The 13,714-nt window shown below is 62.1% G+C and carries 13 protein-coding genes; 8 read left to right on the forward strand and 5 right to left on the reverse strand.

The window, feature by feature from the left end:
* Positions 1–15: 15 nt before the first annotated feature.
* From IPL79_03380 to IPL79_03390, 3 genes are read right to left on the reverse strand one after another with little or no spacing between them, the layout of a single operon-like run.
* Complete coding sequence (locus IPL79_03380; GenBank protein MBK9070037.1) at positions 16–1,536, reverse strand: ribose-phosphate pyrophosphokinase; 1,521 nt, start codon at positions 1,534–1,536, stop codon at positions 16–18.
* Between the two features lie 46 nt (positions 1,537–1,582).
* The gene (locus IPL79_03385; protein MBK9070038.1) at positions 1,583–3,004 is read right to left on the reverse strand and encodes a hypothetical protein; all 1,422 of its coding nucleotides are present in this window, start codon (positions 3,002–3,004) and stop codon (positions 1,583–1,585) included.
* Positions 2,928–3,275 carry a hypothetical protein gene (locus tag IPL79_03390; protein ID MBK9070039.1) on the reverse strand — a complete coding sequence of 116 codons (348 nt, stop codon included), beginning with the start codon at positions 3,273–3,275 and terminating at the stop codon, positions 2,928–2,930. Before IPL79_03390 ends, IPL79_03385 begins: the two co-directional genes overlap by 77 nt.
* A 213-nt stretch (positions 3,276–3,488) precedes the next feature.
* Here IPL79_03390 and IPL79_03395 point away from each other — a divergent pair, with 213 nt between their 5' ends.
* The 6 genes from IPL79_03395 (at position 3,489) to IPL79_03420 (ending at position 10,155) form a co-directional block, all read left to right on the forward strand.
* Entirely contained in the window at positions 3,489–4,457 is a 969-nt protein-coding gene (locus IPL79_03395; GenBank protein MBK9070040.1) for a hypothetical protein, read from the forward strand.
* Between the two features lie 3 nt (positions 4,458–4,460).
* On the forward strand, positions 4,461–5,366 hold the full coding sequence (locus IPL79_03400; GenBank protein MBK9070041.1) for a hypothetical protein: 906 nt from the start codon (positions 4,461–4,463) through the stop codon (positions 5,364–5,366).
* Positions 5,367–5,399: 33 nt separating this feature from the next.
* Positions 5,400–6,347, forward strand: a complete 948-nt coding sequence (locus tag IPL79_03405; protein ID MBK9070042.1) for a hypothetical protein — start codon at positions 5,400–5,402, stop codon at positions 6,345–6,347.
* 304 nt (positions 6,348–6,651) lie between these two features.
* Positions 6,652–8,130, forward strand: a complete 1,479-nt coding sequence (locus IPL79_03410) for a hypothetical protein (protein MBK9070043.1) — start codon at positions 6,652–6,654, stop codon at positions 8,128–8,130.
* A gap of 211 nt (positions 8,131–8,341) precedes the next feature.
* Positions 8,342–9,799, forward strand: coding sequence for a hypothetical protein (locus tag IPL79_03415; GenBank protein ID MBK9070044.1), 1,458 nt, complete (start codon positions 8,342–8,344; stop codon positions 9,797–9,799).
* 92 nt (positions 9,800–9,891) lie between these two features.
* The gene (locus IPL79_03420; protein ID MBK9070045.1) at positions 9,892–10,155 is read left to right on the forward strand and encodes a DUF2132 domain-containing protein; all 264 of its coding nucleotides are present in this window, start codon (positions 9,892–9,894) and stop codon (positions 10,153–10,155) included.
* 11 nt (positions 10,156–10,166) lie between these two features.
* On the opposite strand, the gene IPL79_03425 is transcribed toward IPL79_03420, so the two are convergent.
* Together IPL79_03425 and IPL79_03430 are read right to left on the reverse strand one after the other, a co-directional pair.
* Positions 10,167–11,180, reverse strand: a complete 1,014-nt coding sequence (locus IPL79_03425; GenBank protein MBK9070046.1) for a serine hydrolase — start codon at positions 11,178–11,180, stop codon at positions 10,167–10,169.
* Positions 11,181–11,222: 42 nt separating this feature from the next.
* A complete protein-coding gene (locus IPL79_03430; GenBank protein ID MBK9070047.1) occupies positions 11,223–12,530 on the reverse strand; it encodes an MFS transporter in 1,308 nt (435 codons plus the stop codon).
* Between IPL79_03430 and queD the strand changes: the two genes are divergently transcribed.
* On the forward strand, positions 12,529–12,888 hold the full coding sequence (queD, locus tag IPL79_03435) for a 6-carboxytetrahydropterin synthase QueD (protein ID MBK9070048.1): 360 nt from the start codon (positions 12,529–12,531) through the stop codon (positions 12,886–12,888). The genes IPL79_03430 and queD overlap by 2 nt on opposite strands.
* Complete coding sequence (locus IPL79_03440) at positions 12,889–13,707, forward strand: endonuclease/exonuclease/phosphatase family protein (GenBank protein MBK9070049.1); 819 nt, start codon at positions 12,889–12,891, stop codon at positions 13,705–13,707.
* Positions 13,708–13,714 lie beyond the last annotated feature (7 nt).

Consider the following 13,714-nt stretch of genomic DNA (forward strand, 5'->3'; position numbering starts at 1 on the left):
GGCTCCTGGGCGGGGTTATTGTTCGAGAAAAAGGTGCGCTTCGATGCTGTTGTTTTGTTGCAGCTTGCCGATCACCGTCCCAAGGGTCTCGGCGATGCCGACGACCTCGATTGCTTGATTGCCCGACTCGCGCGTTTCTTTTTGTGGCAAGGTGTCGAGGACAAATAGTTTGTCGATGTCGCCGCCTGGGCGGATCTTGTCGCGGGCGTTGCCGGTTAGATGGCTCACGGCGGCAAAAACATGGGTCGCGCCGCTGCCACGCGCCGCCTTGGCAAGGTCCATTAGCGTGCCGCCGCTCGCGGTTTCATCATCGACCACCACCGCGATCTCACCCTTGACGGAGTCTGAAAAGCGCGTCGTGGTATCGAGGCCGCGACGCTCCTTGCTGGCGACCTTCACCCGTTTGACCAAGCCATCGGCCGGGACGCCGAGCTCGGCGGCGAGAAACCTGGCAAATACCTTGGCGCGCTTTTCGGCACCCGCGTCAGGCGCAACCACGACGACCTTGTCAACTGGCAGGTTAGCCGCCTTGATGCGCGCGCCGAGCGTGGCGGCCAAGATGGCCTCGCCCGAGAGGTGAATCGGCATGACCTCGGCGGCCTGAAAAATGCCGAGTTCCTGCGCCTGGTGGATCGAGAAGAACATGGCGCGGTCGACGCCGGCCTTGCTCATGAGTTTTGGCAACAGGGCGGCGCCCACGGCAATGCCCGCGCTGTCCATGCGATCCGACCGCGAATAGGGCAGATACGGCGTGATGATCGTGACGGACCGTGCCCCGCTTTGCTTGGCGGCCTTGACGACGCGTAGCATGTCGAGCATCTCGGCGTGGAAGGTTTCGCTCGCGGTCACGGATTTACCCATGACGTAATAGATGTCCTTGCCACGCGGGTTTTCCGGCAGCGTAAGGCCCTCGGCATTCATGCTGGCGCCGTCGATGACGTCGCCGACGATGTCGAGCTTGGTGGCCAGCGAGCCCAAGAGTTCGGGGTGGATTTGACCGCCCCACATCAGGGTCTTGCTCTTTGAGGCCTTGCGGCGGAACTTCACGCGTTCTTCGGGCACGCCGACGTTGCGTTCGACCCGCCGTCCCGACGAGGTCGAGACGTTGCGGGCGCGAAGCCAGCGCAGCGTAGTGTCAACGAATTGCTTGCCGTAGCGCGGGTAAAACGCGGCATCGACGGTCACGTCGACCCCTAAGGCGCCGGCCATGTGCGAGGCCTCGATCGCCATGAAGGCATGCCACAGCGAGGTCGCCGGCTCATCGGAGCCGCGCAGCATCACGGCCGCGCGGCGGCCGAGCATGGAGCGCTGGATCTTGACCGTGCCTTCGCTGTTGGCGAATTTGGTGATGAGCGGTCGGTCGTGCCGCCGGTCGCCAGCGGCCCGCTTTTCGGCCGTCGCGGCCTTCCGCAACGGCGTGCTGCGCATGGACAAGGGCCCACGCGCATCGGCAACCGCATCGCGACCCGCCGTCAAGCCGCCTAACGCGGTCGCTGCGGATAGCAAGTAAGCAAGGAGTTGGGGGCGGAGTTTCATGGCAATGCTTTCAGGTGTGGAGGTTGGTTTAGCTAAGCCGCGCGGACTAGTCGAGCCCCAGCTTGTCGCGGGCCTTGTACAATTCTTCTCGGCTGTCGCTCTCATCTGACTTGAAGCGCTCCCACGGCTTGGGAGCGTTGAGGGATTTGAAGCGATCCTCTACGGCCTGGATTAGATCCGCCGGCGTGTCGGCGACGACCACGTTGAGCGTCTCGAGCGAGGTGGTGCCCTCAATGGCTTGCATCATCTCGACGATCTTGTGGCCAAACGTAGACTTGTTGCGTAGGACGGCGATGACGGGCCTATCTTTGCGCCGCATAAGATGTGCGAGGCCGGCCAGGTTGTGCATATGCGCGCTGGTGATAAACACGACGTTCGCGTCTTGGACCACCTCGCGGGTCGCGGAAAACTTGGCTTGCTTGGCGTCGCCGTAGCCGAGGAAAATTTCCTGCGCGCCGTCGGCCCCAGCGTCGTCGCTTCCTGCTTTGGGTGAGATGACGACGACCTTCTGAGGGTCGGTGCCGGTGGAGCTAGCTCGAACCAGGGCGCTGATAAGGGCGCTGCGCTCGGGCAAGACGACGGTTGATTTGTCAGACCAGATTTTGTTGATACGGGCAACGCGGGGCGACGAATCAACCCACAAGCGCGCTAGTTCGACGGTGGCAGCCTTGTCTTCCTCGGTGGCCCGTGGGTCGTCGGCGAGAAACGTCGCGACCATGCCCCGCTTTTCTTGGAACGTTAGAATGTCGTCGCGGCCCTTGCCTGGGCTTTGCACGACGCGCGGGCGGTTGGGCGATAGCTTGCCCATCGCGACCAGCGTCTCGATGCCCCGGGTCATGCCACCCGTAAGTCGCTCGGGACTATCATCGATGTAGAGCTTAAAGCTGCTCCAGTCGACCCCGATGAAGGGCAAGATTTTTTCATACGCCGCGTCGGCGACGCCGCCGGTACCCTTGGTTAAACCAATGACCCCCGCGTCGTTATGCACCAAGGCGATGAGCTCGCCGAAGGTGCCCGAGCCGCCATTGACGTAGATGCCCGCGGCGCTCGCGGCCGCCATGGGGCCTTCGCGCACGATCGAGCCCATGCCCGAACCGCTGCCGACCAGGACCAAGTGCGTCGAATCGACGCCGCCATCGCCACCATGCGCGGCTTCGTGGGATTCCACGCTCGACGCCGCGGTAAATGCGATCGTCACGCCGTTGTTCAAGAGGGCTTCTTTCTCGGCCTCGCGAGGCAAGCCATGGCCGCCGCCGTGCCCCATAATATATTTCCGCTTAGCAATTTGGGCCCCGATGTCGCGTGCGACCCCAACCTTTCCGGGAATTTTTGAGGCGCTACCAAATACAGAAATGATGAGCTGATTATCCGGTGCGCCAGGCAGCGTTAGCTCAAGCCTCCGGCTGCCCGTCGATCGAATGGTATTGCCCGCGAATGATTTTTTTCGGTTCTGACGGCATCTCAACATCCTCGCCAAACCAACTCCATTTTCGTTTCTGGGGCGCCGGCTCTTGCAAGTGGCCTTTGCCGCCATCATGCCGACTAGCGGTGGCCGGGGCGTCTTTAGAGTCTTTGAAGAATGAGGTTGTGCCGTGCGGCTGACTCTTGTTTCCATGCTTGTTGCGCCGGTGTTTCGAACCGGCACCCGAAGTCTGCGGCACCGCGACGCTGGCGAGCAGTAAAGTAAAACCGATCGATTTCAGCAAAGCCGGGAGGGCAGGTCGACGTAAGCGTTTCATGATGCCTAACTTGCTATGCAACGCTCAAGCCAAGCCGAAGCCTCATAATAACAGGTGCTTGAGGTGTAGGCGAAGCCGGCGTGACGTACTCGCCAAGCCCCACTAGTGGTGACTTAGGTCCCAAGCCAGCCCCCAATTTATGGCCTGCCGCGATGTCGCGACGTTGATTTCACGGCGCCTAGTTGCTGGCATGTGCCTTGCACAACCCCTCGTATGCTTTTTCGTCAGTCCCCACCAAGCTCGACGGTGCCAGGCCGTATGCCGCGGTTGCGCGCGCTTGCTTGCAGCATCATGTTTATGGGCCTGGTTGCAGGTTCGGCCGGTGGCGCTCTTGCGGGCCCGAGGACCAAGGCCGTTGAAAAGGTCGAAAAATTCCAAGGCGAGCTAGCCCGCGGCCTCCATGTGCCGGCGCGCGGCAAGCAACTAGGCAAATCCTCCAGGACGATAAAAGCGAGCTTGGGCGAGCTGCCGGTATATTTGCGAATTCCGTTTCGCGGCGTCGCGCATGGCATTCGCTTGCATACGGCGGCCCTGATTCTTGCGCACGAGCTTGGGCACCCAGATATGGTGCCGAAGGTGGCGGCAGGCACGGCGCCCACCTCTTATGAAGTCGCTCGCAGCGATAAGGTAAAGGTCATCGACGCCGGGAAGCCGCTCATGGTCGTAAATAGCGCCCCCGAGGGCTTCCAGCCCTTTGACGCGCTCGGCACGAGCAGCGCACTGGCCGCCGTATCGCAGGAAATGCGGGTCACCGGCGCCTTGATGCATGTCTTAACCAGGCAGCTAGACGGCAACGCGGGGAGCACCCTGATTCGTCCCGCCGACGGTGCGCTGGTGCTCATCGATCACGATGTCACGTTTGGCACGCCTCACACCACCAAGCACATGGGCTCGATTTTTTTTCCAAATGATCCCAAAGGAAATTTAGCCTTCGATCCCAACAAGGTCCAATCCTTCGCTGACCTCCCGGCCCCCGCGCAAGCGCTGGTAACCAAGCTGGCGAGCATGCCAATCGCCGACGTCGCGTCACGCTACGGGCTGAACGCCAAGGAGTCCGCGGTGCTGGTCGAGATGGCTACGTTAGTAAAAGATCGCGGATTAGTCGGAGCGATAGGCGCGCTGCGAGCCCAGCATGCGGGTTCCTACGTCGAAAAAAGCGCTCAGAAGAAAATGGTTTGGTGAGCTATGAAGACCCATCGACATAAACTCTTGCTCCTCACGGTTACGGCCTTGTTGGCCAGTTTTGCCAGCCACACAGCTGCGGCGCCGCTACGCAGGCCTTCATCGGCGGCCGTCAAAGGCAAGGCGGCTGCCGCCCGGGTTACCGTGCGCAATCTCTTGGTCAAGGTCCATGCTGCCCGCCATATTGATGCGCTGCCGAAGATTGAGCACCTCTCGCCAGAGCATTATCGCGACGTCAAGGCCGCCACCTTGTTCTTGCTAAAGACGTATTCGCCTAGCCAGCACTACTTCGTAACGCTGGGGCGCTCGCCGATGGCGCTCGCCGCGTTTATGGAAAATTTGGATCCTACGCTGTCAACGACCTTTCCGGCCAGCGATCTCCGCTTGGTCGAGAAGGAAGGCATCCCTCAACATCTTGCGCAGGCGCAGCCGGCATATGACGCGCATTTCGAAAAATACCTCCCCGCCGACGTCGTCACTGGCGCCAAGGGCCAGGCGATCGTGCTCATCGACCGCTCGCGCCGAGGCTCGGGAAAATCGTTGCTCTTCTTGAAGGGCGTCCTCGAAAACTATCTGGCGCGGAAAGGCTCGACCGTAAAAGTCAAGGCCGTCGGGTTTTCCGATGGGCCGCTCATCGCTGGCGTCGAGTACGTGAACACGGGGGCGTTCCCGAATGTGTTTCTCTATAGCCAAGGCCACTTCGACGGCGACGAATGGGTGGGGCAAATTCAAGGTCGCCGCAGCCCAGTCCAGATTGACGATAAGTTTTTCGGCAAGCATCGCATCGGCACCAATAACGTGGGCGAAGAATTTACCAATCCGATCTACGGCGAATTCAAGGATGGGCTGCGCGAACTCATGCAAGACGATGCCGACCTCGACGCCGAACTCGGGAAGATTACAAACTAATTAGATCTGCCCTGCATGCCCAATGAGAACCCCATGAAATCACTAACCCGCTCCATCTCCGCCAACGCCTGGTGTCAGCAGCTCGCCGCCGCGGTTTTGGTGTTTGGGCTGTTTGGCGCGCTGGCATCGGCGGGCAACCTTTCAGCGCCGCAACGCGCCGTTATCTTGGGCCGCGGGGCGGACGCCTTGCAGAAGTCCAAGCAAAGGGTTGAAAAACGCAAGGACGTCTATGCGCAGCAAGCGAAGCGGCGAGACGTTAGCTTCCTTTCTCTGGGAGGCGCCGCTGCCTCCACCACGATGGCGCGGTTCAAGGGGGGCGCCGACGGCAAGCGCTATCGCTTAGTGCTGCGTCAACCCCGCCGAGGTGCGGCGTGGGGCGTCGCCGCCAACGACACCATCTTACTCTTGGCCGAACAGTTGGGCGGGCACGTTCAGGTGCCAGGCGCCATCGTCGCCGACGTGGCGACTCCTGCCTCTCAGGACGTGGCGCAACCGTACATGCTCATGAGCGCGGTTAGCTCGGACGCCATGTCGGCGGACAAGGCGTCAAGCCGTTGGCTGGGCCGCGTCAGCGAGAATACACGCATCTCCGCCGCCGTGATCGACTTGCTCGTTGATCATCATGACCGCAAGCTTTCTAACGTCATGGTCACGGAACAGGGCGAGGTATCTCTTGTCGATCCTGATTCGGTCTTCGGCGCCAAAAGCAGCGCCTACCGCTCTTCTTTTTTTCCCGGCGAGCGCCTCGGGTATTCGTCACAGATGACGTCGGCCAAGGACCTGCCCTGGCAGGCGAGAGACTTGATCGACGCGCTAACGTCGGCAACCGTTGCGGAGATCCAAGGCACGTACGGCATTTCTGCTGAACAAGCGCTTGGCATGCAGCAACGCGCCAAGCTGGTGCAGGACCACGGCCTTACCTCCGCCATCGCTCGTCATGTCGCGACGCTCAAGACCAAACGCGACACGTCCCGCGACTAAATCCTAGCCGGCAACATCAAGGACCACCATGAAACGTACCCGCCTCACAAACCAGCAACTCAAGCGACCACAAAGTCGTGCCTCCGCCGCGCCGCGCCACGCGCATGGGCCCATGGCGCTCTTGATTGCCTTTTGTCTTGCGCTAAGCGCCTGGACGGCGCCGTTCGCGCAGGCCGGTGCCCGCGCAAAACCGGTGCTAAGGCGCCCCGTAAAAGCCGCCGCACCACCCAATAATGCTTTCGCCGCAGGCAAGTTCGGAGGCGCCGGCGCCTACGCACAGGTTAGGTCCGCGGCCATGGATATCATGAAGCGATTTCCGCCCGGCGAAACCGTTTACATTGGTGTCGGCCGTTCACCCTCCAGCGTGATGGCGTATCTCAAGGCCGCGGGTGGCGGCGGCGACGACGACGACTTTGGCGCGGTTGACTTTCCGGTGAGTGGGTTGGGCCACAATGGTTCTAGGCAAAGCACCATCGACGCTTCGTGGCCGGCCTATCAAGAGCTCTTCAGGGAGTTCCTTCCCGTCAAGCAAGTCAAAGGGGCCAAGCGGCTTCTCCTCATCGATCTGACGTCGGGCGTCTCGACCGAGAATTTTCGCTACGCGGTGCGCAGGTTCCTGCATGAGGAAGGGATCAACGGCATTGAAATCGAGACCTTTTCGCTCGTGGCCACCGCCGCCAAAGGGGAGCCAAATACAGTAGCATCTCCATTCGTATTCCGCGGCGCGCGGGTCGACCATGTGGTGACCCATGGCGTCAATGGCTACGCATTTGGCAAAGAAAATGTTGCCGTGTTCGCCACCGGCAACGTTGCAGGCGCCAACACGCCAACCCGACTTAGGCAGCTGGTAAATCCCGACCGCGTAATCCTTGAAGCCGCCATTCGAGAGAACCTGGGCGCGGATGCGGAATGGTTGAAGTTCCTCGAGCAAGTATTTCCTCATCTGCTGGACCCCGCGGCCGCCGAGGCGCAAGCCAAGCCCGTAGTTGCCGCCCCGCAGCCCGCGGTTGCCGCCAACCCCGCGACGAAGGTTAAATTCCACAAGTTCGCGGGCCGCGGCCAACCGGACGCCGGCCGCAAAATGGCGTGGGTCGATCCAGAAACCAATCAAGCGTACGACTATTTGTCTAGGGCCGAGTACGAGGAGCTTCGCGACCTATCGCTACTACTACCCAAGACCTACGCGCCCAAGAAGGCATACTTTCTCGGCGTCGGCCGGTCGGTAGCAGCGCCAGCAGCATTTCTCGCGCGCCTGGGCGAAAACGTCGCGGGCTACCTACCGATCGATGGGCTCTCGACCTACGTGGAACGGGGCAAACCACTTTCAGCCAATGACCTTAAAGCATTCAACGAGACCTTCGACGCGTTTATCCCCGCCGAGGCGCTTGAAGGCAATCGCGACGTCGTGCTGTTCCAAAAGATTAGCTCGGGCGGGAGCCTGCTCTTGCTTAAGCCTGTGGTCGAAGCTTGGCTGAAGAGCAAGGGGCGCACCAATAAGGTTTTGATCGCCGGGATAACAGAAGCCGCGGGCCAGCAGGCGGGCTTTGACGCGCTGCTTTTGTCGACGACGAAAACGCTTCAAGAGCTTGGCACGCGCAAATACAACGGCATTGCGCCGTATGGCAAGTTCCGTCCAGGCAGCTCAAAGAATACCGACGCCGACACGCCGTATGATCTGCAGTCCAAGCAAGCCAAGCCAACGTCGGTCGAATACAAGACGTTCGCCGCCGAGCTCGGCAAGCGCATGGTCAATGACCCCGCGCTGGTGACCTTGAAATTTTAGCCCATCTGGAAGCATCAATATGAAACTCCGAACGCCCTTACAAATCGCAGCCCTGCTGGTGGCCCTGGTTCAGGGGGCGCCACGCGTGCAAGCCGGGCCGTGGGCGTCGTCCGCGCCTAAGATAAGGAAGTCGCCGCAAAGCAATCCGAGAAATGTTGGCCGCGGCGCCACTAGTCCTAAATTCGTCGACCTGGCGGGTGGGATGAGGGGCGTGCTCAAATCGTCGTTTGATCACGCCAAAAAACTGACGGGCGGACATGAGGTTGCGGCCTATGCGCTTAGCATGGCCACGGGATTTGATCTCGTGCCGCCCACGACCAAGCTCGAAGGCAACAACACGTTACAACTCTTTGTCGACGGTGTTGATGGGGGCCGGACGGCCTCAGCTGAGGAATACCAACTGCTGTTGGTATTTGATTATCTCATCAATAACGGAGATCGTCATCCGGGCAATTTTTTGGTCACCAAGGCGGATAATCGCTTGGTGGCGATCGATCACAGCCACAATACGTTTCCCGCGGCCGGCAAGGGAGCGCCCCCCCCAAAGTTCGGTACCTATAACACGCGCACGGGGATTACGGTGAATCGCACGCTTTCCCCGAAAAACGCCACGTTGATCAAGAACATCAATCCGCGTCGGGTGGCGCGTTCGCTGCGGGCGTCAGGCTTGAGCACCGACCAAATTCGCAGCGTCTTGCTGCGTCTCGATGCCATCCAAGCGTACGCGCTTAACCCTGCGGCGGATGGCGTCGCCAACCTGGTCGCGGTGGAAGCAATTTTGGACGCAGCGGTGCCGGTGGCGGCAAACGTTGCGGCACCAGTGCCGGCACGCGTCGCGGCTGCCCCGGCGCCGCAAGTGCGACCGCTAGCGCCGGTTGGCGGCCCTCCAAACGTCAAGCTCGCGCAATTCGTAGGCAAAGGAGAGCTCGGGCGGGACGGCGCGTCGTTTGAACTCGTAGACCCAGAAACTAAGCTTTCACACCAATACCTCTCTAAACCGCAGTACGGCGAGCTGCGCGATGTTTCGTTGGCGATAGCCAAAAAATACTCGCATACGCAAGCCTACCTCATTGGGGTCGGCCGCTCGGCGGCGCCGATGGCCTCCTTCCTCGAGTTGCTAGGTAGCAACGTCGCGGGCTACCTGCCAATCGATGGGCTATCGAGGTATGTCGAGGGTGGCAAGGTGAAACCACTTTCGGCCGCGCAGCTGCAAGCCTTCGACGAGGTATTTGAAGCTTTTATTCCGCCCGACGCCTTACGCGGCAATCGCGACGTCGTCCTATTTCAGAAGTCAGACTCGGGGGACAGCTTGCGCTTGCTGAAGCCGGTGCTGCAGCGATGGATGGCCGCCAAGGGCTACGGCAACCAAATCAAGATCGTAGGCATGACCACCGCCGACAAGCAGGGGCCGCAAGCTGGCCTGGATGATGTCATGGTGTTCTCGAGCGCCACGTTCGGTGAGATAGGCACGCGGTCGTTCAATCTCATCGCACCCTATGAAAAATTTCGACCTGGCAGCTCCAAAAACGGTCCGAACGATTTGCCATATGACCTAAATCGGCGCCCTAAGCCCCCCGCGGCTAACGCCAAGCTGTTCCGCGCGTCACTGAAACATCGGATGGACGCTGACGCTGCGCTTGCCCAGTGGGCCCAGGGCGCGCAACGTTAGCTTTACGCCCCGTGTGGGCGTCGCGATGTGCTCGCAAACGCCGCGTCGTCACGTCACCCCTGGCGCCGCTGATGCGCTAGCATGTCGGTGACATGGTACACGGCGATGACGATGAGGTTCGCGATGAATCGGGCCATCTGCTGCGTGAGTTGCACGGCGTCACCTTGCTGCAGATCGTGCAATATTTGGTTTTGCGCCTCGGCTTTGCGGGGCTGGCGGCCCGCGTGCCGATCAACTGCTTCGCCGTCAATCCGTCGATTCAGTCGACAGTGAAGTTCCTCCGCCGCACGCCTTGGGCGCGCAGCCAGATCGAGGCGCTCTACGTCGAGCTGCGCACCAACGAGCTGCGCACGTAAAGCGACGAGCCTTAACGCAAGCGCGCGGCAAGCCGTGCAAACGCTGGCGCGGCGATTTCGCCGCCGGCATAGCCATCGGCGGTGGTTTCGACCGCGACGACGATGATGTATTTCGCTTTGTCGGCCGGAAAGGCGCCGACAAAGTGCCCCATCGCGGCGCCTGGCGTCGTGCCGCGAGCCGTGCCGGTTTTGCCGATGACCGTCATCCCTGGGACGGCAGCCAGCCTGCCGGTGCCGCCATCTTGTTCAGTCGGCGCGCGAAGCCACTGGCGCAACAAGGTCGCCTGCGCGTTCGAAAGCAGGCCGTCCCGTTGATGCAGCACGGCGGCAAAGGCCTTCGCCACGCTGACCGCGTCGACGACGCCATCGGGCGCCGAGCCGGCGGCAAACCTCGCGAACTCGCCCACGGACATCGCCGAGATATTTGGTAGCTCGCGCATGAAGCCCAGGCGCGACCACATGGCCGCGGCTTGCGCCTTGTCAAGCCGCTGCGCGATTTGCGCCGCACCAACGTTTGAGGAAAAACCTAGGACCTCGCTCGGCGACATGGGCTGGTGGGCCATGCCATCTTTGAGCACCACGCCGCCAAGGCGCAACGTGCCGCGTTTGCCGTCAAAACGATCGTTGGCGGCGAGCTTGCCCTGCGCGAGCGCGGCGGCGACGGTGAACACCTTCATCACCGAGCCAGGGCGATAGCGCGCATCGGCGGCGCCAAGCGTGCCGCCAACCATCCCGACGCTGGCGACCACTTGCTGCGTCGCCACGTCGTAGATGACGATATTGTTCCAGATGTGGCCGGCGGCCGTCGCGAGCGCGCGCGATTCTTGCTCGGCCAGGGCACGCACGTCGATGGCGGTTGGTGCCGGAGCCGGCGAGGTAGCGGGTTGGGCGCGCGGCGTTGGCGGAGCCGGTGCGTGCGTGACGGCCGTTGGGGCGTTCGCCTTGTCGTTACATGCCGGCGCGAGCGCGGCAGCGGTCGCGACCAGGCACATCAGGGTGGGGAGTGTCTTACCATGGTGGTTCATAACGCAACCCAACGCTAACATGCCGCCATTATTCCGACAGCCTCAGCGCGCCGCGCGGCGATAGCCAACGAGCACGGCCACCAAGACGATGCCAGCGGCGGCCACCACCAACCATAGCTGGCGTTGGTGGCCAAATGCGTCGAGCAAGACACCTCCGAGCAAGGGCGCGCAAGCGACGCCGAAGGTTTGCATCTGCTGAAACTGGCCAAAGCGCGCGCCGCGTTGATGCGGCTCGGCAAGATTTGCAATCGCGGTTTGATGCGCCGGGGCAAACATGACCTCGCCCAGCGTGATGATGCCTAGCGCCACCGCGACGCCGGCGAAGCTGTGCACCGCGCCGATGACGACAAACCCGGCGGCGTAGAGCAGCGCGGCGGTCGACAGCATGCGGCCAATGCCGACCCAGTGCGCGAGCGATGCCGAGACCAGCAAAAACAGCGCAACGATGCCGCCGTTGATCGAATAGAGCAGCCCTATATCAAATTTGGTCATGGCGAGCTCTTCGGTCAGATACACCGAGAGCGTGGTGAAGACCTGGCTGTGCACCAGGGCGGCCAAGAACGTCGCGGCGACTAAATAGCGCCCGGCGCGCGGCAGCGCTGGTGCGGGTTCGGCTTGCGTGCGCGGCGAGGGCGCCACGTCGGCTATCGGCCACACTAAATAGCCCGCAAGGCCCAGCAGCACCGCGGCAATTAGGAAGACGGCGCCATATGGCAACCACAGGCTGCAGAGCCCCCCGACCGCGGGGCCAAACATCCAACCGAGGTTGATGCCCACGCGTTGCAGGGCATACGCATGGATGCGCTCGGCGCCGCTCGCGACGTCGGCGACCATGGCGTAAGCCACCGGCTCAAACGATCCGCGGAGCGCCGAGCTGATCAAAATGCACAGCGAAATCAACCACAGTGGCGCGTGCACCCAGACCGCCGCGCCGAGCAGCGCGATGATCAGCGAGCGCCACCAAAGCGAATGCAAGATGAGCCGCTTTCGCCCCACTTGGTCCGAGCGCTTGCCCGCCCAGGCGCTGACCATGGCCTGAAAGCTGTTGGCCAGCAGCAAGATGATGCCGTAGTGCGTGGCGGCCACGCCGCGCTCGGTCACCATGTGGATGCCGAGGAACGACATCACCAGCGACAGGCCAAAGGTGCCGACGCCCCGCGCAAACGCCAAGCGCCAGATGCGGCCGTCGAGGGCGCGCCAGGCGGCGATGGTGGGGGCCAGCGAGGTCACGACCCCGCAAACTACTACCCAGTTGGCGCCGGTCAACGTTTTGGCAATGATTATGGCGTCATCGCCAAAGGCCGGAGGTGGCCCTTGCGCGGCCAACTCGCCCCCGCTAAAAGGCAGCATGCAAACGCGGCTGGAGCGCGATTATCGGTTCGAGGCGGCGCACTTTTTGCCTAAGGTGCCGCCAGGCCACAAGTGCGGCAAGCTGCACGGCCACAGCTACCTCGTGCGCGTCGCGATCGAAGGCGAGATTGGCGCGGCCACCGGCTGGCTGCTCGATTTTGCCGACCTCGACGTCGTGGTAAAGCCCCTGATCGAGCGGCTCGACCACCAAACGCTCAATGAGGTTGCAGGGCTGAACAACCCCACCAGTGAATTGCTCGCCGTATGGTTTTTCGACCAACTGCGCGGCAAGGTGCCCGTCACCGAGGTCATGGTTAGTGAAACCGTCAGCTCGCGATGTTACTATCGCGGCGCTTAAATGCTCGGCATCGCCACCTACAACGTCTTAAACGACCTCACCACCTGGGCGACCCGCCGGCCACTCGTCGTCGCGCAGCTTGCCGGCTTGGCGCCCGACGCGATCGCGCTGCAAGAGGTGGCGTGGACCAGCGGCGGCACCACGAGCAACGCCGATGAGCTAGCGGCTGCGCTCGACATGGCGGTGGTGCAGATGGGGCCGATCGTCGAAGGCCGCGGGCTGGCGTGGTTGATTCGCCGGACGTTAAAGGTCACGGGCCTGTGGTGGTTGCCCTTGCCTGGTGGGGACGAACAGGCGCCGTTGGGCGTGTTGTCCGTCGCCGTCGAGGCGATTGCGCAGCCGTCGCGGCGCGCGCTGCTGCATACCGCGCACCTCGCCCATGCGCTTGCTGCCAGCGCCCTGCGCCAGCAGCAGGTGGTGGCGATGCATCATCACTGCGCCACGTGGCGCGACGATGCGGATGGCCCGGCGCTGCACTTGCTAGTCGGCGATTTCAATGCCACGCCTGACGCCGACGAAATGCGTTTTTTGCGCGGGCTGACCGCGCTGGGTGGCGTAAGCGCGCATTGGCAAGATGCGTGGTTGCGGCACCATGCCGAGGGCGCCGACGGCGCGACGTGGTCGACGGACGTAGGTGAGCGGCGTGCGGCGCGAACATGTGACGTCGATCGGCGTCTCGACTATATATATGTCTCGACGCGCCACAAAAATGGCGTTGGCAGCATTGCCGCGTGCGAACTCGCCATGCGCCACCGCGACGGCGCGACGCAGCTGTGTGGCAGCGATCACCTTGGGGTCGTGGCACAGATTCACTGGTAGCGCCGCG

The sequence above is a fragment of the Myxococcales bacterium genome (genome assembly GCA_016716835.1).
Lineage (GTDB): Bacteria > Myxococcota_A > Polyangia > Haliangiales > Haliangiaceae > JADJUW01.

Bases quoted from the DNA above. Each gene is read 5' to 3' on its own strand.
- IPL79_03405 (MBK9070042.1), top strand. From the start codon at position 5,400: ATGAAATCACTAACCCGCTCCATCTCCGCCAACGCCTGGTGTCAGCAG.
- IPL79_03425 (MBK9070046.1), bottom strand. From the start codon at position 11,180: ATGAACCACCATGGTAAGACACTCCCCACCCTGATGTGCCTGGTCGCG.
- IPL79_03385 (MBK9070038.1), bottom strand. From the start codon at position 3,004: ATGTTGAGATGCCGTCAGAACCGAAAAAAATCATTCGCGGGCAATACC.
- IPL79_03380 (MBK9070037.1), bottom strand. From the start codon at position 1,536: ATGAAACTCCGCCCCCAACTCCTTGCTTACTTGCTATCCGCAGCGACC.
- queD (MBK9070048.1), top strand. From the start codon at position 12,529: ATGCAAACGCGGCTGGAGCGCGATTATCGGTTCGAGGCGGCGCACTTT.
- IPL79_03410 (MBK9070043.1), top strand. From the start codon at position 6,652: ATGAAGCGATTTCCGCCCGGCGAAACCGTTTACATTGGTGTCGGCCGT.
- IPL79_03390 (MBK9070039.1), bottom strand. From the start codon at position 3,275: ATGAAACGCTTACGTCGACCTGCCCTCCCGGCTTTGCTGAAATCGATC.
- IPL79_03440 (MBK9070049.1), top strand. From the start codon at position 12,889: ATGCTCGGCATCGCCACCTACAACGTCTTAAACGACCTCACCACCTGG.
- IPL79_03430 (MBK9070047.1), bottom strand. From the start codon at position 12,530: ATGCTGCCTTTTAGCGGGGGCGAGTTGGCCGCGCAAGGGCCACCTCCG.
- IPL79_03395 (MBK9070040.1), top strand. From the start codon at position 3,489: ATGCTTTTTCGTCAGTCCCCACCAAGCTCGACGGTGCCAGGCCGTATG.
- IPL79_03420 (MBK9070045.1), top strand. From the start codon at position 9,892: ATGGTACACGGCGATGACGATGAGGTTCGCGATGAATCGGGCCATCTG.
- IPL79_03400 (MBK9070041.1), top strand. From the start codon at position 4,461: ATGAAGACCCATCGACATAAACTCTTGCTCCTCACGGTTACGGCCTTG.